The sequence below is a fragment of the Geodermatophilus chilensis genome (assembly GCF_002802985.1).
In the GTDB taxonomy this organism is placed as follows: domain Bacteria; phylum Actinomycetota; class Actinomycetes; order Mycobacteriales; family Geodermatophilaceae; genus Geodermatophilus; species Geodermatophilus chilensis.
In genome coordinates this window covers 1-20,741 of record NZ_NVPT01000011.1, presented here as the reverse complement: position 1 = coordinate 20,741, position 20,741 = coordinate 1, and the positions used below count along the sequence as shown (strand labels likewise).

Annotated in this window: 21 protein-coding genes; 10 read left to right on the top strand and 11 right to left on the bottom strand. The window is 70.3% G+C overall.

What is annotated here, in order from left to right:
* Window position 1 precedes the first annotated feature (1 nt).
* The 11 genes from CNO22_RS28765 to CNO22_RS03095 form a co-directional block, all read right to left on the bottom strand.
* Window positions 2-454, bottom strand: a complete 453-nt coding sequence (locus tag CNO22_RS28765) for an NAD(P)H-hydrate epimerase (RefSeq protein ID WP_232806753.1) — start codon at window positions 452-454, stop codon at window positions 2-4.
* Window positions 455-462: 8 nt separating this feature from the next.
* Window positions 463-711 (bottom strand): hypothetical protein, encoded by a 249-nt coding sequence (locus CNO22_RS28760; protein WP_232806754.1) that lies wholly within the window; start codon window positions 709-711, stop codon window positions 463-465.
* Window positions 712-915: 204 nt separating this feature from the next.
* Complete coding sequence (locus CNO22_RS03140) at window positions 916-2,934, bottom strand: glycoside hydrolase family 15 protein (protein ID WP_198588070.1); 2,019 nt, start codon at window positions 2,932-2,934, stop codon at window positions 916-918.
* A 30-nt stretch (window positions 2,935-2,964) separates the two neighbouring features.
* Window positions 2,965-4,314 carry a dihydrolipoyl dehydrogenase family protein gene (locus CNO22_RS03135; RefSeq protein ID WP_100497900.1) on the bottom strand — a complete coding sequence of 450 codons (1,350 nt, stop codon included), beginning with the start codon at window positions 4,312-4,314 and terminating at the stop codon, window positions 2,965-2,967.
* A 155-nt stretch (window positions 4,315-4,469) separates the two neighbouring features.
* A complete protein-coding gene (locus CNO22_RS28105; RefSeq protein ID WP_198588069.1) occupies window positions 4,470-5,573 on the bottom strand; it encodes a DUF427 domain-containing protein in 1,104 nt (367 codons plus the stop codon).
* Between the two features lie 532 nt (window positions 5,574-6,105).
* Window positions 6,106-7,212 carry an enolase C-terminal domain-like protein gene (locus CNO22_RS03120; protein ID WP_100497899.1) on the bottom strand — a complete coding sequence of 369 codons (1,107 nt, stop codon included), beginning with the start codon at window positions 7,210-7,212 and terminating at the stop codon, window positions 6,106-6,108.
* The gene (locus tag CNO22_RS03115; RefSeq protein ID WP_100497898.1) at window positions 7,209-8,990 is read right to left on the bottom strand and encodes a thiamine pyrophosphate-requiring protein; all 1,782 of its coding nucleotides are present in this window, start codon (window positions 8,988-8,990) and stop codon (window positions 7,209-7,211) included. Before CNO22_RS03115 ends, CNO22_RS03120 begins: the two co-directional genes overlap by 4 nt.
* Window positions 8,991-9,019: 29 nt before the next feature.
* Window positions 9,020-10,594, bottom strand: a complete 1,575-nt coding sequence (locus CNO22_RS03110) for a GMC family oxidoreductase (protein ID WP_198588068.1) — start codon at window positions 10,592-10,594, stop codon at window positions 9,020-9,022.
* Window positions 10,591-11,229 (bottom strand): gluconate 2-dehydrogenase subunit 3 family protein, encoded by a 639-nt coding sequence (locus CNO22_RS03105; RefSeq protein ID WP_157936770.1) that lies wholly within the window; start codon window positions 11,227-11,229, stop codon window positions 10,591-10,593. Before CNO22_RS03105 ends, CNO22_RS03110 begins: the two co-directional genes overlap by 4 nt.
* Window positions 11,230-11,258: 29 nt before the next feature.
* A complete protein-coding gene (locus CNO22_RS03100) occupies window positions 11,259-12,074 on the bottom strand; it encodes a hypothetical protein (RefSeq protein ID WP_157936769.1) in 816 nt (271 codons plus the stop codon).
* A gap of 68 nt (window positions 12,075-12,142) precedes the next feature.
* Complete coding sequence (locus tag CNO22_RS03095; RefSeq protein ID WP_157936768.1) at window positions 12,143-12,646, bottom strand: DUF1440 domain-containing protein; 504 nt, start codon at window positions 12,644-12,646, stop codon at window positions 12,143-12,145.
* Window positions 12,647-12,880: 234 nt separating this feature from the next.
* On the opposite strand from CNO22_RS03095, the gene CNO22_RS03090 reads away from it, so the two are divergent.
* The 10 genes from CNO22_RS03090 to CNO22_RS03045 form a co-directional block, all read left to right on the top strand.
* A complete protein-coding gene (locus CNO22_RS03090) occupies window positions 12,881-13,588 on the top strand; it encodes a Crp/Fnr family transcriptional regulator (protein WP_100497893.1) in 708 nt (235 codons plus the stop codon).
* Window positions 13,589-13,705: 117 nt separating this feature from the next.
* Complete coding sequence (locus tag CNO22_RS03085) at window positions 13,706-14,161, top strand: SRPBCC family protein (RefSeq protein ID WP_157936767.1); 456 nt, start codon at window positions 13,706-13,708, stop codon at window positions 14,159-14,161.
* 30 nt (window positions 14,162-14,191) lie between these two features.
* Entirely contained in the window at window positions 14,192-14,359 is a 168-nt protein-coding gene (locus CNO22_RS27430; RefSeq protein ID WP_157936766.1) for a hypothetical protein, read from the top strand.
* Window positions 14,359-14,700: a hypothetical protein gene (locus CNO22_RS03080; RefSeq protein WP_100497891.1), complete on the top strand. Its 342-nt coding sequence runs from the start codon at window positions 14,359-14,361 to the stop codon at window positions 14,698-14,700. The genes CNO22_RS27430 and CNO22_RS03080 overlap by 1 nt, the downstream gene beginning before the upstream one ends.
* 55 nt (window positions 14,701-14,755) lie before the next feature.
* Window positions 14,756-15,763 carry an SDR family oxidoreductase gene (locus tag CNO22_RS03075; RefSeq protein WP_100497890.1) on the top strand — a complete coding sequence of 336 codons (1,008 nt, stop codon included), beginning with the start codon at window positions 14,756-14,758 and terminating at the stop codon, window positions 15,761-15,763.
* A gap of 3 nt (window positions 15,764-15,766) precedes the next feature.
* A complete protein-coding gene (locus CNO22_RS03070) occupies window positions 15,767-17,947 on the top strand; it encodes a glycogen debranching N-terminal domain-containing protein (protein WP_100497889.1) in 2,181 nt (726 codons plus the stop codon).
* A 201-nt stretch (window positions 17,948-18,148) separates the two neighbouring features.
* Window positions 18,149-18,439 (top strand): hypothetical protein, encoded by a 291-nt coding sequence (locus CNO22_RS03065; RefSeq protein ID WP_100497888.1) that lies wholly within the window; start codon window positions 18,149-18,151, stop codon window positions 18,437-18,439.
* A gap of 949 nt (window positions 18,440-19,388) precedes the next feature.
* Window positions 19,389-19,565, top strand: a complete 177-nt coding sequence (locus CNO22_RS03055) for a hypothetical protein (protein WP_232806748.1) — start codon at window positions 19,389-19,391, stop codon at window positions 19,563-19,565.
* Window positions 19,566-19,778: 213 nt separating this feature from the next.
* A complete protein-coding gene (locus CNO22_RS03050; protein WP_100497886.1) occupies window positions 19,779-20,087 on the top strand; it encodes a helix-turn-helix domain-containing protein in 309 nt (102 codons plus the stop codon).
* A gap of 222 nt (window positions 20,088-20,309) precedes the next feature.
* The coding region (locus CNO22_RS03045) for a hypothetical protein (RefSeq protein WP_198588067.1) at window positions 20,310-20,741 on the top strand (432 nt) is incomplete at its 3' end.

Here is a 20,741-nt window from a genome sequence, read left to right as displayed (position 1 = left end):
GTCACCGCAGGGCCACGACGTCGTCTCGGGCGAAGATGTCGGCGACGCGCAGTCCGATGCGGTCGTAGACCACAGCAGGCACCGATATGTCAGCCAGGAACAACTCACCGACCGCAGCCATCGCCGAACGCTGCAGCAACCCGATCTTGGGCAGCGCCAGGGTCAGCGTGCTCGCAGCCGAGATGCACGGGTCCTGGCGCACCCTGCGATCGCCGTCGAGGCCGGACGGCATGTCCAGGGCGAGTATCGGAACACCGGCCGCGTTGGCGGCATCGATGAGTCTCGAGATCGGTTGTCGGGGGGCGCCTGTGAGGCTGTAGCCGATGAGGGCGTCGATGAGCAGGTCGGCAGGCGGCAGGTGCGACTCCGGGCCCAGGGCCGACAACCCCATCCGGCTCAGAATCGACAGCTGGTGGGCGGGTACGCCGACCAACTCCTCGTGCGGCTGCCCCAGGATGCCGGTTACCTCGGCCCCCAGATGGACAGCCGACGCGCCCCGACCATCCCCCCCGAACCGGCGAGGACGGTCACGCGCTGGGCGGCCGCGTCGCCACCAAGCATCACTCGAGCCCGGCGGTCGAGCGCACGACCTGCGTTCTCCATCGTCTGCTGTAGCTCGATGCCGAGTTCCTCCACCATCACCCGGTCGACCTCGCGCATCTGCTCGACGCTGACGGCGGGGACGTCCTTGGCACGCAGAACGACGGTCATCGGAGCAGACTCCGATCGTGGTCCCTGCCGGGCACCGACCGGATATCGATCTTCCCTGGGAGCAGCTCGGGTTGCCGTCGGCTCGGCGAGATCGCAGCGCGCCCGGGGTCCCTGTGTCTCGGCGGGGGCGGTTGACGACGGGGCGGCGAGCCACCTCGTGCCGCAGCCCTGGGTGCCGGTCGGTCGCGGATGCAGACAAGCGCATCACGATCCTTCGGCGACGACGTGCGCGTCTGAGGGGACGGCCTGCTGGGGGCTCAGGGGCTGGGGCTCCGGCGTGCTCTCATCCTCGGCTTCGCTGATGGCCCAGGCGGCGTTCACCAGCCCGATGTGGCTGAACGCCTGCGGATAGTTGCCGAGCAGCTCGTCACTGTCGGGGATTACTTCCTCGGCGAGTAAGCCGAGGTCGTTGACGAACGAGACGGCCCGCTCGAACACCGTGCGGGCCCGCGTGGTTCGTCCGGCCAAGGCCAAGGCGTGTGCCAGCCAGAAGGTGCACAGCAGGAACGTCCCCTCCTCTCCGGGCAGCCCGTCATGGCTTCGATACCGGTAGACCAGTCCTCGCTCGTCGGTGAGCTGCTGGTCGATGGCGTCGATCGTCGCGAGCATCCTGGGGTGGTGACCGGGCAGGAAGCCGACGATCGACAGCATCAGCGCGGAGGCGTCGAGGTCGTCTGAGCCGAACGCCTGGGTGAACGCCCCGACCTGCTCGTTCCACCCGTCGCTGTGGATCGCCTCGGCGATCTGCTCACGTACCTGGCGCCAGCGCTCCACCCGATCGGACGCTTGCAGCGTGTCGGCCAGGGCGATGGCCCGGTCCATCGCGACCCAGCACATGAGTTTCGAGTACAAGAAGTGCTGGGGATCGCCTCGGACCTCCCAGATGCCCTGGTCGGTCTCGTGCCAGCGAGCGGCGGCCGCATCGGCCACGCCGGCCAGGAACCGCCGGGTGTCGCTGTCGAGGTTTTCGAGGACCTCGGGAAGTCGGGCAGCGGCATCGAGCAGTTCCCCGTACACGTCGAGCTGGCGCTGCTGCCACGCGCCGTTGCCGACGCGAACCGGAGCGCTGCCGCGCCACCCCGGCAGGTGCGGCAACTGCCGCTCGGACAGGTCACGTTCTCCCCCGATCCCGAACATGATCTGCAGCTCCATGTCCCGCTCGACCTGGCTGGCTGCGGCGCCGGCCAGGAACTGGAAGAAGGTGCTGGCCTCGTGTGGGCACGCGGCCACCCACAGCGCCTGCAACGTCATGCTCGCGTCGCGCACCCACGTGTAGCGGTAGTCCCAGTTGCGGGTCCCGCCCACGGACTCCGGAAGTGAGGTCGTCGCCGCGGCCACGATCGCGCCGGTCGGGAAGTATGTCAGCCCTTGCAGCACCCGGCCGCTGAGATCGACCAGCTCTCTCCACGGCCCTTCGTAGCTCTGGTGCAGTTGCGACCAGGTCTCCCACCCCTGCCGTGTGTCGGCCAGCCGCTGGGCGATGTCCGCCTGACTCCACAGGTCCGGGGCGTCCTGCCAGCTCGACTGGTGATGCAGGGCGAAACCGACTGTGTCGCCGTCCGACAGCGCGACGCGAGCACGGGCCGTCCCGTCCTCCATCGACAACGGGACCGGACTCGACAGTGCCAGCAGGTCCGCGCCCCCACGCGCCAGCACGCCGCCTGGAACCTCGCGCAGCAACGGGTGGACCAGTCCGTACTCCGGTCGCGGCGCGAACACCATCTCGACGTCGACGTTTCCTTGCGTGCACGTCACCTCCCGCAGGAGGACTCCGGGCGCGCGGGCCCCCAGCTCATGGCCGCGGGTGCGGGCGCCGAGCGCCATGGCATCCTTCACCGTCACGACGCCGTCGCCGGTGTGGTGCGTCGTCTCCGACACGAGGGTCCGGGGCACGTAACGGCGGCTGGTGCGGGCTTCCGCCACCGGTCGGACCGACCAGAACCCGGCTTGCTCGCCCAGCAGACGGCTGAAGACGGCGGGGCTGTCGAAGCGCGGAAAGCACAGCCAGTCCACCGAACCGTCAATGCTGACCAACGCCGCCGACCGGGAGTCCGACAGCATCGCGTAATCACCGATCGGCTTGTCACTCAAGGTTGCCTCCACGGGTTCATCGGCTGTCTCCGGGGCCGCGGCGAGCAGGGTTGCCGCCCTTCCGCTCCGGCCGTCGACAGGTCGTCGCGTTGGTTCACCATTGACCGCACCGCGATCGCGGTCCTGCTTCACCGGACCACTGCGATGCACCCGCTCGGCGCCTCACAGTTCCAGCTCCTCCATGGCCTTGAGGTAGCCCTCCGTGTACGTGGGGAACTGGGCGACCTGGTCGAGCAGCCGGTCGACCGGGATCTGCTCGCGCACGGCCAGCGCCGCTTGGTGGATCCATTCGCTGGCCTGTGGTGCGATCGCCCATGCGCCGAGCAGGACCCGCCGCTCAGGGTCGGCCAGCAGCCCGAGGTAGCCCCGGGGCTCTCGCTCGTACGTCCAGGGCCGGGCGATCGTGTGCGACAGGTCGATCTCGGCGGAGACAACGGGTAGACCTTGCTGCCCGGCTTCCTCGGTGGTCAGCCCCACCGCGGCGACCTCGGGATCGGAGAAGATCACCCGCGGGATGCCGTCATAGCGAGCACGGCGAGGCTTCCCGAGGATGGTGTCGGCGACGATCCGCGCCTGGTACATGGCGACGTGGGTGAACTGCATCGTGCCGGTGACGTCTCCGATCGCCCACAGCCCCTCTGCAGCGCGACAGTGCTCGTCGACCGGAACGGCGCCCTTCGCGCCGAGCTCCACCCCGGCGGCCTCCAGACCGAGACCCTCTGTACGCGGTCGACGTCCGGTGCCGGCGATAAGGACGTCGCCGCGTAGCTCCGCGCCGTCCTCGAGCTCGAGCACCGTCTCCTGGCCGGCGCGGCGGACCCGCTTCGGAGTGACGGCGGTGTGCACGTGCACGCCATCGCGGGCCAGGTGGTCACCGACAAGCTCGCCCAGGCGTGGGTCCTCACGCCCGAGCAGCCGGGGCGCCACCTCCACGATGGTGACGTCCGCCCCGTAGCGCCGCAGGAACTGACCGAGCTCGATCCCGACCGCACTTCCCCCCAGCATGAGCACACGCCGGGGGATCTCCCGCAGCGTCGTCGCCTCCCGGTTGGTCCACGCCCCCACCTCCTCGACGCCGTCGATCGGCGGCAGCACCGGCTCGGAACCAGTCGCCACGACGACGTGCTCGGCCGACAGCTCCCGTCCCTCGACGTCCACGGTTCCCGGGCCGGTGAGGCGCGCCGCACCTTTGACCACAGTGGCGCCCTGCTTCTCGTAACCGGCCACCTGAGCGGTGTCATCGAGGTGGCGGATCATGTAGTCGCGGTAGTCGCAGGTGTCCGCCCAGTCGAGTTCCGCGCCGCCGACGCCAGCCGCCCGCTCAACCCCGCCACGCGCCTCCGGTGGACGCAGCAGCGTCTTGGAGGGGATGCATCCCCAGTAGGCGCACTCTCCGCCGATCAGTTCCCGCTCGACGACGGCGACCCGCTTCCCGGCCTTCAGCAGCCGGCTGGCGGCGACCTCCCCGCCGGGCCCCATGCCGATCACGATCACGTCGAACTGCTCAGCCATCGAAGGTCCTCCTGGAGGTGTAGGTCGATGCGCCGGACCACGTGCGGTGTCACGCGGGCCGTCCATCGCTGCTCGGTTCCCGTCGTTGATCGACCGGGGCGCAGGCCCCCGGCGGCAATGCTGACCCGTGTCGCAGGGGGCGACGTCCCGGTTTCCTACTCCGTCCGGCTCTCAACACCACCCCAGAAGGCGATACGGCCCTTCACCCGCCGCGCCAGCGGTAGCGGATGGGGATAGGACCAGGCCGCGTCGCGGAGCTCGGTCCCGCCGAGGGTCACCGTGTAGTACCGGGCGATCCCCTTCCAGGGACAGACCGTCCGCGTAGACGTCGGGACCAGCGCTCCCGGCCGGACAGCGGACGCCGGGAAGTAGGCATTGCCCTCCACCATCACGACGTCGTCGGAGCGGGCCAGCATGTGCTCACCGACCCATGCGGACCGTGTCGCTGGCGGCCTTCGCAGCGCCCTGCGCGCGCCGACGAGTGCGGCGAGAACGGCCCCTGCCGTGGCGAAGACCACCGATTCGGGGAGCGGATCGGCGAAGCCGGGCAGCGTCGGCCCCCGCAGGAGTCCGGTCGCCGCCAACCCCCCGCCGACCAGGAGGGAGACGAGCAGTCCTGCGACGGCAGCAGCCGCGAGGCGGGGCAGAGCGCGCCGGTCGCCGGCGCGCAGGTCCTGCGCGACAACCCACGGCGCGGCCGCGGCGAGCAGCGCCGGGCCGAGATGCCACGTGGTCGTCGGCCGCCACGCCGCCAGCGCCACCCACACCAGCCCCCCGGCGAGCGTCCACAACGCCGGGCTCCACACCGCCGAGGGGAACCGCGGCACTTCCGGAGCCACCCCCACGAGATCCTCGGCCTCATCCGGGAACTCCGCGCGGACGGCGGCCACGACGGCTGCCACGGAGGGATTTACCAACGTCCGGCTGCCGACGACGACGGTCGGGACGGTCTCGTCGCCGCCCGTGGCGGCACGAACCCGCTCTGCCGCCGCAGGATCGGCCCAAATGTTGTGCTCACGGGTGCTGATGCCGGCCCGCCGCAGGCCGGCATGGAGTAGGGAGCAGTAGGGGCAGCCCGGCCGCCAGAGCACCTCGACCCGGGCCGTCGTCGCGTCAGGTCGGTCCACCATCGCCCCTCCGAGATCCTGCGTGTCGGCGGTCTGATGCAGGGAACCCGCCGAGACGGCCCATGACTTCCATCCCCACTTCCCTCGCCCCCGGGCGTCCACGTTGAGCGTGCCGAGCCGGGCCGGCTGCATCCCTGCTCCAGGTCGGTGTCTCGGATGATCGCTCGATCTGACCGGCTCCCTTGCCCGCGGACGGGTGCCCGGTCGCACGGAGCCTCAAGGGCGCGATCGAGATCACCAACCAACTCGGCTGACTTAGGGCGACCTGGCTGGTCCCCCGGAGCCTGGGGGGCATGCCTCCGGGCGGGAGCGGACCACGACGACTCGCGTGCCCAACGGGCGAGGTGACGGTGCGGGACCATGGTGGCGCGGCGCCGCCAGCCATCGACGTGCCGGCCACCGGGGCGCGCCTCGATGGACCGTCCTATAACCGCGGCTGGCGCCGGATAGGCACCCCCGGTCCGCCCAGCCGCTGGTAACGACCACACCGGCGGAGGCGCAGTCCGACAGCGATCCGTAGCCGGCGACGATCGCCCCCTCGGTGTCGTTGGCCATGACGGGTCTCATGGGCGGCTCGACCCCCGCCGGGCGCCCGTGTGGTTGGGTGCCCCCCAACCGGCAGCACATCGCTCGCCCAGTGCGGACAGCGGCGACGTCCCGCGAGTCAGGCGACACGGTACGGCTGGGCATCGAGCGTCTTGAGTTGCAGGCCGAGCCCGGGGCATCCATCATCCAGCCGGATGACCCCGGACGCGGCCGTGAGCGCGCCGTCGAAGAGCAGTTCCTCGACGCGGACGTGGTCGTGGAAGTACTCGAGGTGCCGCAGGTGCCAGACACCCGCGCACGCGTGGGCGCTGACGGATGGGGCGGTGTGCGCGGACAGGTCGGTCGTGTGGGCGTCACAGAGCGCCCCGACGGCGAGGAAGCCGGTGATGCCGCCGCACCGGGTGACGTCGGCCTGCAGGCAGTCGACGGCACCGGCTTCGAGCATCCGGCGGAAGTACGGCAGGTCGTAGCCGTACTCGCCGGCCGTGATGTCCATCCCCGCGGGCGACCGGTCACGCAGCAGGCGGAGGCCGTCGAGGTCGTCGGAGGTGACCGGCTCCTCGAGCCAGGTCACGCCGTACTGGGCGAAGCGGTCGGCGGAGGCCAGTGCCTGCTTCCGCGTCCACGCGCCGTTCGCGTCGACGAACAGATCCGCGTCACCGATGGCGGAGCGGGCCGCCCGCACCCGGGCCTCGTCGCGGTCGGGCTCGCGGCCCACCTTCATCTTGACGCTGCCAATGCCCTGGTCCACCCAGCCGACGAGTTGCTCCTGCAGCTCGGCGTCGGAGTAGGAGGTGAACCCGCCGCTGCCGTAGACGGGGACGGCGTCGTGGAAGGCGGGCGTCAGGGCCGCGACGGAGGTCTCCAGAAGACATGCCTTGAGGTCCCAGAGCGCGATGTCGACGGCGGACAGCGCCGCTGAGCCGAGGCCCGGCCGACCGATGTTGCGCAACGCATCGACCATGGCCGCCCACGAGCGACCCGTGTCCACGATCGGTCGTCCGGTGACCACAGGGGCGAGGACCCGGTCGACGAGCTCGGCGGCCGCCGCGTCGGTGTAGGAGTAACCGAGGCCGGTCGCGCCGCCTCCGCGGACCTCGACGACGACGATGGTGGTGGAGTCCCAGCGCAGCGTCCCGTCGGACTCCGGCCGATCGGTGGGGAGGGTGTAGGCCGAGCAGACGACGCTGTCGACCCGGCCGGGGTCGATGTCCCCGTCGGTCATGACGTGAACTCGGCGAGCTTCCCCTTGATGCCCTGCTTGACCATGTCGATCCGGTTGGTGTCGCCGTGCAGGACCGATGTCGTGTACGCCTTGACCTGCGACAGGTCGATGTGCGGCGGGATGGGCGGCACGTTGGCGTCGGCGATGACCTCGAGCACCACCGGGCGGTCGGCGGAAAGCGCCTGCTCCCAGGCGTCGCCCAGCTGGTCCGGCTGGTCGACGCGGATGCCGTGCAGGCCCAGCATCTCGGCGTATTGCGCGTACGGGAAGGACGGGATGTCCTGGGACGCGTCGTACTTGGGGTCGCCCTCCATTCCGCGCATCTCCCAGGTCACCTGCGCCAGGTCCTGGTTGTGCAGCACCATGACGACCAGTCGGGGGTCTGCCCACTCCCGCCAGTACTTGCCGATGGTGATGAGCTCGTTGATGCCGTTCATCTGCATCGCCCCGTCGCCGACCAGGGCGATCGCGGGCCGGTCGGGACGGGCGAACTTCGCACCGATCGCGTAGGGCACGCCCGGCCCCATGGTGGCGAGCGTCCCGGACAGCGAGGCGCGCATCCCCTCGCGCAGCTTCACGTCCCGCGCGTACCAGTTGGTGCCCGACCCCGAATCCGCGGCGAGCATTGCGTCGTCGGGCAGGCGGGAGGAGAGCTCCCAGAAGACCCGTTGCGGGTTGACCGGGTCGGCGTCGTTCATGGCGCGCGTCTCCACCACGCGCCACCAGTCAGCGACGTTGCTCTCGACGGTCTGCCGCCAGGACCGGTCGGTCTTGCGATCCAGCAGGGGCAGCAGCGCTTCGAGGGTGGCCGTGGCGTCGCCGGCGAGGTTCACCTCGGTGGGGTAGCGCAGGCCGAGCATCTTGGGGTCGATGTCGATCTGTACCGCCCGGGCCTGGTCGAACTCGGGCAGGAAGCGGGGGTAAGGGAAACCGGTGCCGACCATGATCAGCGTGTCGCAGTCCATCATCAGGTCGTAGCTGGGCTTGGTGCCGAGCAGCCCGATCGCGCCGGTGACGTAGGGCAGGTCGTCGGCCAGGACGTCCTTGCCGAGCAGGGCCTTGGCGACGCCGCCGCCGGTGACCTCGGCCAGCTCGGCGACCTGCTGGCGGGCCCCGCGCGCTCCTGCACCGACGAGGATCGCCACCCGCTCGCCGGCGTTGATGACCTCGGCCGCCCGAGCGATGTCCTCTTCCCGGGGCAGGATGCGGGGCGGTCGGTAGTCCGACGAGGTGGGCAGCGACTTCAGCGCGTGCGGCGGCGGGCTGTAGTCGGCCTCCTGCAGATCGGCCGGGACGATGACGCACGTGGGCGTGCGCTCGGCGAGGGCGATGCGGATAGCCCGGTCGACCAGCCCCGGGAACTGTTCCGGCGCCATGGCGGTGTGGACGTACTCGTGGGCGACGTCCTTGAACAGCGACTGCAGGTCGACCTCCTGCTGGGCGTGCCCCCCGAGGGCGTGGCGGGGCTGCTGTCCCACGATCGCGACGACGGGCACGTGGTCGAGCTTGGCGTCGTAGAGGCCGTTGAGCAGGTGCACGGCTCCGGGACCGGAGGTCGCGAGGCACACCGCGACCCGGTCGCCGTACTTGGCGTATCCCACGGCCTCGAAGGCGGACATCTCCTCGTGTCGGGACTGGATGAAGCGCGGCTTGTCGCCGGCGCGGTTGAGCGCGCCGAGGATCCCGTTGATGCCGTCCCCGGCGTACCCGAAGACCTGCTCGACCCCCCAGTGCTGAAGCCGCTTCACCAGGACGTCTGCGACAGTGCTGCTGCTCATGATGTGCCTCTCGGTTGGATAGGTGCGGCCTACAGCTCGTGACGCCGGCCGGCGGCGATCAGCTGGTCGGCCGTACGGGCGGCAATGGCCTGGATGGTCAGGCTGGGGTTGGCGGCGCCGGAGGTGACGAAGACGCTGCCGTCGCAGATGTAGAGGCCTCGGACGTCCCAGGCCCGGCAGTTCCGGTCGACGACCGAGGTCACCGGGTCGTTCCCCATCCGGCATGCGCCCATGAGGTGCGCGGTGTCGCTGACCCGGAACGTGACCTCCGCACCGGCCGCCTCCAGGATCCGGCGCTGCGTGTCGGCGCCGGCGTCCAGAAGGCGTCTGTCGTCGTCGGCGTAGGAGAAAGTGACGACCGGGATGGGCAACCCGAAGGTGTCGGTCTCGTCCGGCGACAGCCGTACGCCGTTGCCGTCCTGTGCCTGCGTCTCACCGACCAGTCCCAGCCCGGCGTAGTGGCTGTAGTCGTACATGAACTCGCGCAGCGACTCCCCCCACAGGCCCAGGGTCGACGCCGCCAGCTGCGCGAACTTGCCGGGCAGCGGCCCGACGGTCTCGATGCTGTAGCCGCGGACGAAGTCGTTGGCGGCGTCCGTCTCGTAGAAGTCCTGGGTGATCGTGTTGGGGGGCGGTGCCTTGAACTGGGAGACCGGCTCCGGGAACCGTCCGAAGACGATGTCGGAGCCGTGGATCATCAGTCCCTTCCCGACCAGGCCGCTGCTGTTGGCCAGCCCGTCCGGGTATCGGGAAGACGCCGACATGAGCAGCAGGCGCGGTGTCTCGATCGAGTAGGCGCTGACGATGACGACGCGGGCGCGCTGCCGCTCCTCGTGCACGGTGCCGTCCGCGGAGCGCCGGAAGTAGGTGACCCCGATGGCGCGGCCGGTCGCGTCGGTGTCGACGCGGTGCACCATGCAGTGCGGGCGGATGTCGGCGCCGGCGTGCACGGCCTCCTCCGCGTAGGTGACCAGCGTGCTGGACTTGGCGTTCGTGGTGCAGCCCGACAGGCACCAGCCGCGGTAGACGCACGGCGGACGGTCGCCCTTCGGTGCGGACAGCGTCGCAATGGCGCCCGGACGCCAGGTGATGCCCAGGGCGTCGCATCCCCGCGCCATAACCTCGCCCACCCCGTTGAGCTGGTGCGGGCGGTAGGGGTAGCGGTGGCGGCGGGGCGCGTCCCAGGGCCAGTCGACGGGGCCGGCGATGCCGAGTTCGCGCTCCACCTCGTCGTAGTAGGGCTCCAGGTCCTCGTAGCTCAGCGGCCAGTCCGAGCCGACGCCGTCACGGGTCCGGGTCTCGAAGTCCGACCGGTGCAGCCGGAGCGCGTACATGGAGTAGTGCACGGTGCTGCCACCGACGCCCTTGCCGGTGACGTTGCCTGCGAGCTCGATGGGATCGTCCCCACCGGTGACTCGGCGGTCGCGCCAGAACAGCTTGGACATGGCGCGTTCGTCGGACAGGAAGTCCGTCTGCGGGTCCCAGTGCGGCCCGGCGTCCAGGCCGACGACGCGCCAGCCGGCGTCGGCGAGCTTGCGCACCAGGACGGCACCGGCGGCTCCGACGCCGACGACGACCGCGTCGACCTCGTCATGGCTGGTCAATGCGTGCCCCCTACCGAGCCGGAGGGGCCCCCGACGCTCTCGCTGATCTCCACCAGCTGGACCGAGGACGCCGATCCGATCTCGCGGGGCCGCCACGGGTCGAGCTGGCCGTATCCGGTGCGCATGTAGCCGCGCCGGCTGGCGGGACCGGGCCAACCGATCTCCGCCCACGCCGAGGGGTGCGCGTAGTAGACGGACACCACTTGCTCGATCACCTTCGTGAACACCGCGGCCGACGGCAGGTGCCGCCATACCGCTCCCTCGGCCTCGCCGCTCTGGAACGCTGAGAGGACGTCGTCCTGCTGCGTGGCGTCCAGCTCGACGAACCGCCGTCCGTAGCGGGCGTTACTCGTCTGGTCGATGCCGATCAGTGCCTGCCGCCACACCTCCTGGTCCCACGGCATGCCGTCCTTGCGGAATCCGTCGGTGTCGTCGTCGAAAAGCATCTGATCGAGGAACGGCGTGACGACGACCCGGTCGTCAGGGGCACGGTCGGGCTGCGGGATGAGACGGTCGACGACGGCGTCCAGCAGTTGCGCCTCCTCCGGCGAGAAGAAGCGCAGCGCCGGGATGTCGTGGAGGCGGGACAGCACGAGGGCACGGTCGCGGTCCTCCCACGCCTCCGACTCGCGCATCGGATCGAAGCCTGGGTACGGAGACGGCTTCATCCTCGGCTCACCGCCCGTTCGGCGGCCAGGCCGGCCAGGCCGAGGCCGACCATCTGCAGCGGGGCGGGCGCCGGCGGCCCGTTGAGCCAGTTGAACAGGAAGGAGCCGCGTCGGTAGCCGCCGTAGCGCCGGTGCAGTCCGTACAAGTGGAAGCCGGTGCCTAGCACACCCAGCAGGGCGGTCCAGCCTGATGCGGCCGTGGCGGCCTTGTGTGCGGTATCGGCCTCCGATATCGCGGCCAGCGCGGACATCGCTCCGGCGACCGGGAGGGTGAGGACGGGCAGCCACTGCGCCGGGTTCTGGAAGGCGCCACGGGCGTGCAGGTAGCCGATCTCGCCCCACAGCGGCGGGATGTTTAGCGCGCTGAAAGCCCGCATCAGCCGATGGATGGGGATGCGCGCCAGGACGGGGGCGGCGGCGGACGGGGGCACCGTGGCCATCAGGCCCATCAATCCGAGGCCGAGGTACTGCAGCGGCGCCGCGGACGGGGGGCCGTACCAGGCGTTGAACAGCAGCTGTCGGGGTTGGTGGTGTCCGGGCCTGTTGAGGATGCCCCGCTGGTGCTCGATGAAGCCGACCGTCGCGATGAGTGTCTGTGCGCCGGACAGCAGGCCGAACAGCCGAGCGCCGCGTCGGCCGCCCGTCACGGCCGTGACTGCGCCGGCCGCGGCGACGACGGGGTTGGCGACGACCGGGACGTACATCAGCTTGCGCTGGAATCCGCCGCGGTAGTGCTCGCTGAGGTTGTCGACCCACAACAGCGCCGTCGACGCCGTCGTGATGACGGCCATCTGGGTCCGCAGTCGCCGCATCGTCGGCGACCAGCCGCCCGAGAACTCGGTTGCCCGTCTCGGTCGGCGCTGCGACGGCTTCATGAACATCAGCGACGTCCCGTCAGTTTCCAGCCGGCTTCGACGATGGCAGCGACGGCGAATCCGTAGACGAGGTGTCCGGCCAGTCCGCGCAGATGGCTGACCAGTGGATACTTCTGGGGTGGTGGCGTGAACCCGAGGAGCGGGTTGCCGATCTCGTCGACGAGCACTGCCATGGACAGACCCGATGCCGCACCGGCGCCGAACGGCGTCATACCGAAGCGGCGTCGGGCGACCATGTACACGGGCACCCAGCCGAGGGCAAGTGCGTAGTGGATCGCCATGCCGGCCCTGCTTGCCTGGTCCTGCGAGAGCTCCTTACCAACGAGGGCGGCGGTCTTCTTCGCCGCCACGTTGTACGCGACGCCGTAGCTCGCCTCCTTCTCCTCCTGCTTGGCCTCGTCGGTCTGCTGCTCGTACATGAACGTCGTCGCCTTGCCCATGACCTTGGCTGCCCCGTATCCGGCGACTCCGACCAACGCAGCATCGGTGACCAGATCCCTCGTCTCCATCACCCCTCCTCGATCCAGCAGATGGCACCGGGCCGGGCGACCCCGTCCGCCCGGCCGGCTCAGGAGGGTGGTGCTCGACACATCTACAGGGAAACGGGGACTGCACTCCAGGTGACAGTTCCGAGGTATCGATCGCCGCTGAATGTGCAGCGGTTCCCGGAGGTTGCCCCGCACGTAGCGCGGCGACCAGCGGGCACGTGCACGATCAGGTCGCCGCAGACGTAAGGAGAACTCATGCCGGTTGGTCCGCCGGGCCGCTGGATCAGCGGAGTGTCCGCGCGCCACGACCTGACGCTCCTCGAAGGGGAGATGCTCGCCCATCTCCGCCGCGCCGGTGCCCCGCGCGGGGTTCCCGCCGGGCAACTCGTCGCCGCGGCTGGCCAGGAGGCCCACCGTGTCCTGGTGGTCCTCGACGGTGAGCTGGAGCTGCTGGCCCGCCTGCCCCGCGGCGGGCGGGTGGTCATGGCACTGGTGCGCCGAGGCGGCGTTGTCGCAGACATTCCGGTGTTGCTGGGATCGCCGATGCCCTTCGACGCCGTCGCGTCCCGCGGGACGTGGGTGATCGAGATAACCGACGAGGAGTGGATGCAGCTGCTGCAGCAGTTCCCCGCGCTCTGCCTGCGCTGGATGGCGTCCATCGCCCGCCGCCTGGATGCCGACCGCCGTCGGCTCGCCGTGATGACGACTCGCCGGCTCGAAGCGCAGGTGGCGTTCGTCCTGTTGGAGCAGCAGGAGCAGGAGTCCAGCAGAGTCGTCGTGCGGCTCACCCACGAGGTCATCGCCGACCTGATCGGAGCGCGGCGGCAGTCGGTGAGCCGAGTCATGCGCACCCTGACCAACACGGGGCTGATCAAGAGCGGCTACGGGCAGGTCGAGTTGCTCGACGTCCCGGGGCTCCAAGCGCTGCTCGGCGGAGACCTCCTCCCCGAGCCACCCCGATGATTGTCACCTAGCGTGCATTTCCGGTTCCAGTGGGCGGACCAGGGGCACGCCGACACGGAGGGCCGCGTTGCCGTCGTTCGCTGGGAGTGACGGGGCCGCGCCCCAGGAGGTGGCGTGATGGCGAAGATCGACAAGAGCATCGAGATCGACGTATCCCGGGAACAGGTGTTCGAGGCGCTCACCGACCTCGACCTGCTGCCCATCTGGTCCACGATCACTGTGGAGACACACGGGACCCCCCGCAAGCCGATCGAGCAGGGCGACCGGTTCGTCCAGACGCTGCGCGTGCTCGGGCGGAACCTGGAGAGCAACTGGGAGGTCACCCAGCTCGAGCGGCCGCAGCGGGTGGCGTACTCCTCGGAAGCGCCCGGCGGCGGGATGCTGCGCATGGTGCAGACCGTCGAGCAGGCCGACGAGGGGAGCCGGGTGGCAGTCGAGCTGGACTACGAACTGCCCGGCGGCCTCGTCGGGGAGCTGTTCGACTCCGCCTACGCCGAGCGGCGCAACGAGCGCGAGTTGGAGCACTCGCTGCACAACCTCAAGGAGCTTGTCGAGGCGCGCGCCGCACGCTGACCGCTGCCACATCGCATTCGAGGAGGAACGATGGACTTCGAGTTCTGGCCGGCAGTGCTCGCCGGCCTCGCGGGCGGCGTGGTCATGACCGCGATGATGACCATGATGCGCAAGGCCGGAAAGACCGAGATGGACATGGCTCTGCTGCAGGGGACGATGCTCACCGGTGACAGCGCCAAGGCCGCCCAATCGGCCTGATGGTGCACCTCGTGGTGATGAGCGCCCTCGTCTTCGGCTCGATCTACGCCCTGCTGTTCGCCTGGTTCGACGTGGGCTCCGGAAACGCGTGGTGGATAGGTGCGCTGATCGGGCTCGTCCACGGCCTCATGGCCGGCGTGGTCATGGCGATGATGCCGGCCATGCATCCGCGCATGACCGCCACGGCGACCGCCGGAAGCCCGTCCGGACCCGCCGTCGAGCTGAAGCCGCCAGGCCCCTTCGCCAAGAACTATGGGGCCGCCACTCCGCCTGGAGTCGTCATGGCGCACGTGATCTACGGGCTGGTCGTGGGCCTGGTCTACGCGCTGCTCGCCTCCTGACCCGGCTGCACGTGCAGCCTTCCCGTCAACACCCCCGTCCGGAGAGAGGTGCTTGATGTCCCGCCCCATCCGAGACCAGGTGGTCGTGGTCACCGGCGCCTCCTCTGGCGTCGGCCGGGAGACGGCGCTCCTCCTCGCGGAGAAGGGCGCCAGGATCGCCCTCGCGGCGCGCAACGAGGAGGCGCTCCACACGCTCGAGACCGAGGTGACCCGACTCGGTGGGACGGCCCTGAGCCAGCCCACCGATGTCGCCGAATGGGAGCAGGTCCAGGGGCTGGCACGGGACACGGTCGAGCGGTTCGGGCGCATCGACACCTGGGTGAACTGCGCGGCCACCGCGGTGTACGGCGAGGTCCACCAGCTGAGCGCCGAGGAAATCACCCAGGCCATCCGGGTGATCCTCTTGGGCCAGATCTACGGGATGAAGGCCGCCCTCGAGCAGATGCGGCCCCAGAGTCAGGGCGGCATCGTCAACGTCGCCAGCGCACTGGCCGTCCAAGCGGTGCCGCTGCAGGCGCCCTACGTCGCGGCCAAGCACGGGATCCTGGGGTTCGCCGAGTCGCTGCGGATGGAACTCGAGCACGAGGGCAGCCCGATCACGGTCAGCACGTTGCTGCCCTCGTCGATCAACACGCCGTTGTTCGAGCACGCCCGCTCCAAGCTCGGGGTCCTCCCCCAGCCGGTCCCGCCGATCTACCAGCCCCGCGTCGTCGCGGACGCCGTGCTGAGGGCCATCTCCCATCCGCAGCCGCGGATGGTGGTCGGCGGGGGCGGGAAGATGCTGGAACTGGTGCACCGCTTGGCCCCCCGGTCGGCCGCGACACTGCTGCTACGGGTCGGCAAGACCGTGGAGAAGCAGCGCACCGACCGGCCCGACGACGGCAGCGACAACCTCTTCACCGCCAGCACCGGGCCGGGCGCCGTCGAGGGCAGCTTCGGGCAGCGCGCCAAGTCCACCAGCCTCTACACCACCGCTCTCGAACAGCACCCCGGCCGGATCCGGGCTCTCCTCACCGCCGGAGGGCTCCTCGGCATCACCGCCCTGCGCCGCGGGAGGCGGTGACCGATGGAGCTGCGCACCCGACCCCACCAGCGGTTCGCCTACCGGCACCGCTCCCTGCTGGTCACCAGCCCGCTCGGCCTGTGTACCGGAGAAGGCGCGGAAGGCTTCTACTTCCACAACACCCGGATGCTCTCCCGGCTGGGCTGGACCATCGACGGCCAGCAGGTGACCCCCTTCGCCTGGAGTGAGGTCGGCCACGAGGCGCTGCTCGGCTACGCCGAAGTGCCTGAGTCACAGAAGCTGCACGAGGCCGAGGTGTTCAGCGAGGTCGCCGGCGCCCACCTGGAGCTCGCGGCCTTCGTCAGCGACGGACTGCGCCTGCGCGCCGAGATCGCCAACTACACCCATCAGGATCGCCAACTCGTCCTCGGCCTGGACCTGGCCGCCGACTTCAGCGGTACCGCGGAGGCCGACGCGGGCCAGCCCGACCCCACCGGTCCCGTGCTCACCTCGTGGGACCCCGACCAGCGCCGGCTGGAGCTCCGGCTCGACAGCGACCAGCTCGACCGGGCCGTGCGCATCCAGGTCCTCCACGACCTGGACGCCGACTGGGACGAGGGCCGCCTGACGATCCCGCTGTCCGTGCCCGCCCGCGGCAGGCGGCGGATCGAGGTGGTGGTCTGTCCCATCGTCGACGGGCGAGAACACCGACCGGCGCCGGGCACCTTCACCGTCGGCTCCACCGCCGCCGTGGTCGCCCAGCGCCTCGGCGAGGAACCTCCGCTGCTGGAGGCATCCAACGCCACGGTGCAGCGCACCTGGGACACCGCACTGGCCGACCTGGCCAGCCTGCCACTCGGTATCCAGGAGGGACCGCACGCGCTGATCGCCGGCGTTCCGCTCTACGACCAGTTCTTCGGACGCGACACCCTCACCACCGGCTGGCAGGCGCTGCTGGCCCTGCGGACCCCGCTGCGCGACGCGCTGCAGGTCAACGCCGCCATGCAGAGCCAGCGCATCGACGACTGGCGCGACGAGGGACCCGGCGCCATGATCCACCAGGCCGGGGACGCCCCCGCCTCCGCGCGAGGCGACAACCCCTTCGACCGCTACTACGGCGACTACGCCACCCCCGTCGACTACGTCGCGATGCTCGGCCAGTACTACGCCTGGACCGGCGACCGCGACACCGCCCTCCAGCTGCTCCCGGCCGCCCGCCGGGCCCTCACCTGGCTCGACCGCTACGGCGACCTCGACCGCGACGGCCTGCTCGAGTACCGCCGCCGCTCGCAGAAGGGCGTGCGCAACCAGGGCTGGAAGGACGCGAAGAACGCCATCGTCGACGCCGAGGGCCAGGTGCAGGCCGACCCGCTCGTCACCTGCGAGCTCCAGGGCTACTGGTACTCCGCGCTCCGCAACATCGCTGCCGTCTTCGTGGCGGCCGGGGACCGGTTGTACGCCCGGCGGCTGCTGGGGCTGGCCGCCCGGCTACGCCGACGGATCAACGCACGGCTCTGGCTGGAGGACGTCGGCATCTACGCGCTGGGCCTCGACTCCGAGGGCCGGCCGCTCACGCCGGTGACCAGCAATGCCGGCCACATGCTCCTCACCGGCGTCGCCACGCCGGAGCAGGGCCAGCGGGTGGCTGCCCGGCTCATGCAGCCCGACATGTTCTCCGGCTGGGGCATCCGCACCTTGTCGACCGACAATCCCGCCTACAACCCGTTCAGCTACCACCTCGGCAGTGTCTGGGCCGTCGAACAGGGCACCATCGCCGCCGGTTTCGGTCGCTACGGCTGCTGGGAAGAGCTCCACGGGCTGGCGCGAGGACTGTTCGACATGGCCGAGCTCTTCACCGCCAACCGGATCCCCGAGGCAGTCGGTGGGCTTCCCCGGGACGACGAGCATCCCCACCCGGGCGTCTACCCCCAGGCCAACGCTCCCCAGTCCTGGTCAGCCAGCGGAACGGTGCTGATGATCCAGGCGCTGCTCGGGATCCGCCCGTTCGCCCCGGGACACCTCCTGCTGCTCGACCCCCGACTGCCGGACTGGCTGCCGGAACTCAAGCTGCGAGGGCTGCGCGTCGGCAACGCCACGGTCGACCTGCACGTCTGGCGCCACGGTAGCCGCACGCGGTGGCGCGCACAGGTCCCGTCGGGCCGGCTACTGATCCGACAGCGCCCGTCCCTGCGCACGCCGCAGGCACGCACGGCGCGGGCCGTGGAAAGCCTGGTGTCCCGATGAGCCAGCCGCCCCACCCCCGGCCAGCTCCGGCAGGGCCGTGGCAGCCATGGTCCTGACAGCCACGGTCGCCGGACTCGTCGCCGGCGCTGTCATGAGCGTCGAGAAGATGCTCGAAGCAACCCTCAAGGCCAGGGCTTCTGGCGACCCCCGAACCTCATCGCCTCCATCTTCCTCGGGCAGCGAGCCGACACCGGGCGGTTCTTGCTCGACGGCTTCGTCATCGGAATGGCCCTGCACGCGCTGGCCTCGGCCTTCATGGGGTGGCTGTACGGCGTGGCCATCGCCGAGTACGTCGACCAGTGGCCCGCGCTACTCGAAACCCTGCTGATCCTGGGCTACGCCCTCGTCCACTGGGCCTCCTACCAGTACCTGATCATGCCGTGGTTGGCGCCGGTCATGAACCGCAACAGCTCCGCGGTATCGCTGGCGGCGGCCCACCTGGTCTGGGGTGGCGCATTCGCCTGGTGGTACCTGTCCGTCGGGAGTGGATGACTACCGCCGCGGCCGGTAGACGGTGCCGACAAGCCGGGCGACACTCGTGTCCGGATCCAGCTCGCCGCCGAACTCCTCGGCTGCACCAGGGCCAGCGGCTGCGGCGGATCGTCGGCGCTGGCCGCCCGGGTCAAGCAGGCCGGCGACGCGCGCGCTGATGCTGGCGCTGGCCAACTGCTCGCCGATAGGAGAGTCCACCGACCGCTCCGAGTGGCGCATGGCCCCCCCAACGGTGCGATAGCTGGGAGTCCTGCGGCTACACCCCGGCCCCAGTCGAGCAACGCGCCTGCGTCAGCAGCCGCTCCCGCACGCGCCGTCGGGCGAAGGACAGCACACCGACGCACTGGACGACCCCGGCACGACTGACCGACCCTGATGCCCGGCTAGCCGCCCCGTCCCCCCGTGCGGGCGGCCAGCCCACACCACCTTGCATCCCCGAAGTACCGGCGCCCCACCGCCCGCGGACCCCAGCAAGGTCAGCAGGGTCTGTCATAGGGCGAATGCCCCGCGGTCCCACCGACCAGCCGCAGCGACTCCTCCCGGCGGATCAAGATCACGAGCCGTCACACGTCTTGCACTTCGGGTCTCGCAATTCGTGGTGACGGGTTACTGCAGGATCGTCTGCACAGTCGTGGGCATGGGAACCAGCGGAAGCCCCGAACACCGAGCTCGACGGCGGGAGCGCGAGCGGCAACGACGTCAGCAGGTTCAGCGGGCACGGGCTACGGAAGACCGCTCGGACCCGCCCGGCGCCGGAGTGGACGGTCGTGCACGGCGGATCGCCGCGACGACCTGTGGGTGGTGCGGTGGGCCGATCACGCCGCGAAGCCGCGGACCGATCCCGAAGTGGTGCTCGGCCACCTGCCGGCACCGAGCCTGGGAACAGGCCCGAGCCGCGGCCTCTGACCGAGCCGCCGTTCGCGTGGTCGAAAGGCAGGTGAAAATTCGTGTGCCCCTCGAACCGACCCGGCGGGACTGGGCGAAGCTGCTCGGCGAGCTCGCCGGTCAGCTGAACGACGGCCGCGTCTACGACCGCGACCTCCCCGGCCTCGCCCGGGCACTGGAGCCCGTACTGCGGGCCTATCGGCGGCGCGCACACATGACCGGTGCTCCCTACTTGCAGTGATCCTCGATCTCCCGCACTTCTGTCGTGATTGGAGGCGGACCTCGAGGTCCCAGTCAGCTCCTGACAGTGGGCGGTCCGCGCTACTGCCAGCGGAACTGGAGATCGTCCGGAGACCCCTCCCCCACCGTCAGACGGCAGACAGCAGCGCAGCGACCGCTCCAGCGCCACCTGCGAGGCGGTCGTTGAAGATCGGGACGGCCGGGAGTTGACGACATGGGTGAACCGCAGCCGCTTCGCGACGTGCTGGCCGCCGATCCCCTGTTGCTGACGCCCGAAGAGGCGGCCCGGGTGCTGCGCGTCGGCCGGACGACGATCTACGCGCTGATGAAGGCGGGTGATCTCCGACCGGTCCACATCGGCCGCAGCTGTCGTCTCGCCCGAGCCGAGCTCGAGCGCTACGTGAGCCGTCTGCAGGGTCCCACTTCGTCACCGGTCAGCAGAGAGCGACAGCGAAGCCCACGCACGACCACGAACCAGGGCGACCTCTTCGACCTTGTCCACAGCCCACCGAATGCTTCGTGACCTGTGGATTCCCGGTCACCGGCGTCGGACCGCCCCGCCAGACTCGTCGTCTCGTAGGCGGGGACGGAGGAACCGGCAGTGAGCCCGCGGACGTCACAGACGCGATCGTCGTCGAGAAGACGCGGCAACAGCGAAGGATCGGCCCCGCGTCGCCGGCCGGACGGGCGGTGGCAGATCAACCTCCGCGTCACCGACGACTTCGGGCAGAGCAGCAGGCAAACGGTGTACGGCGACACCCCTCAGGAGGCCCGCGACAAGGCGGCGGAAATCCGCAAACGTGTCGAGGGAGGCCAGCCTGCCAGAGACCGGAGGAAGACCGTCGCGGCGTTCACGCAGCACTGGATCGACACCTCACTGGAGGCGTCCGAACGCAAGCGCAACACCAAGGTCATGTACGCGGGCGTCGCCCGGACCCACATCCTCAACAGCTCTCTTGGGCGGCTGACGCTGGACAAGGTCCGGCCCTCCCATATCGAGGGTTGGGTGGTCGAGCTCCGGCGCAAGGGCTTGGCAGAGTCCACGATCCGGTCGGCGTACACGATCCTCCGGGCCGTCCTAAAGATCATTAAGGGCGGTTGTTATAGGAACGATCCGAACTCCAAGCCGGTGCTGGCCAGGAAGCCGACCAGCAGTCCGGGGCGGTACTGCATCCGT

What these genes read in the sequence shown, in the direction of transcription:
- CNO22_RS03070 (WP_100497889.1), top strand. Translation starts at nt 15,767, where the DNA reads ATGGAGCTGCGCACCCGACCCCACCAGCGGTTCGCCTACCGGCACCGC.
- CNO22_RS03120 (WP_100497899.1), bottom strand. Translation starts at nt 7,212, where the DNA reads ATGACCGACGGGGACATCGACCCCGGCCGGGTCGACAGCGTCGTCTGC.
- CNO22_RS03080 (WP_100497891.1), top strand. Translation starts at nt 14,359, where the DNA reads ATGGTGCACCTCGTGGTGATGAGCGCCCTCGTCTTCGGCTCGATCTAC.
- CNO22_RS03075 (WP_100497890.1), top strand. Translation starts at nt 14,756, where the DNA reads ATGTCCCGCCCCATCCGAGACCAGGTGGTCGTGGTCACCGGCGCCTCC.
- CNO22_RS03115 (WP_100497898.1), bottom strand. Translation starts at nt 8,990, where the DNA reads ATGAGCAGCAGCACTGTCGCAGACGTCCTGGTGAAGCGGCTTCAGCAC.
- CNO22_RS28105 (WP_198588069.1), bottom strand. Translation starts at nt 5,573, where the DNA reads ATGCAGCCGGCCCGGCTCGGCACGCTCAACGTGGACGCCCGGGGGCGA.
- CNO22_RS27430 (WP_157936766.1), top strand. Translation starts at nt 14,192, where the DNA reads ATGGACTTCGAGTTCTGGCCGGCAGTGCTCGCCGGCCTCGCGGGCGGC.
- CNO22_RS03090 (WP_100497893.1), top strand. Translation starts at nt 12,881, where the DNA reads ATGCCGGTTGGTCCGCCGGGCCGCTGGATCAGCGGAGTGTCCGCGCGC.
- CNO22_RS03095 (WP_157936768.1), bottom strand. Translation starts at nt 12,646, where the DNA reads ATGGAGACGAGGGATCTGGTCACCGATGCTGCGTTGGTCGGAGTCGCC.
- CNO22_RS28760 (WP_232806754.1), bottom strand. Translation starts at nt 711, where the DNA reads ATGACCGTCGTTCTGCGTGCCAAGGACGTCCCCGCCGTCAGCGTCGAG.
- CNO22_RS03105 (WP_157936770.1), bottom strand. Translation starts at nt 11,229, where the DNA reads ATGCGCGAGTCGGAGGCGTGGGAGGACCGCGACCGTGCCCTCGTGCTG.
- CNO22_RS03085 (WP_157936767.1), top strand. Translation starts at nt 13,706, where the DNA reads ATGGCGAAGATCGACAAGAGCATCGAGATCGACGTATCCCGGGAACAG.
- CNO22_RS03100 (WP_157936769.1), bottom strand. Translation starts at nt 12,074, where the DNA reads ATGCGGCGACTGCGGACCCAGATGGCCGTCATCACGACGGCGTCGACG.
- CNO22_RS03050 (WP_100497886.1), top strand. Translation starts at nt 19,779, where the DNA reads ATGGGTGAACCGCAGCCGCTTCGCGACGTGCTGGCCGCCGATCCCCTG.
- CNO22_RS03135 (WP_100497900.1), bottom strand. Translation starts at nt 4,314, where the DNA reads ATGGCTGAGCAGTTCGACGTGATCGTGATCGGCATGGGGCCCGGCGGG.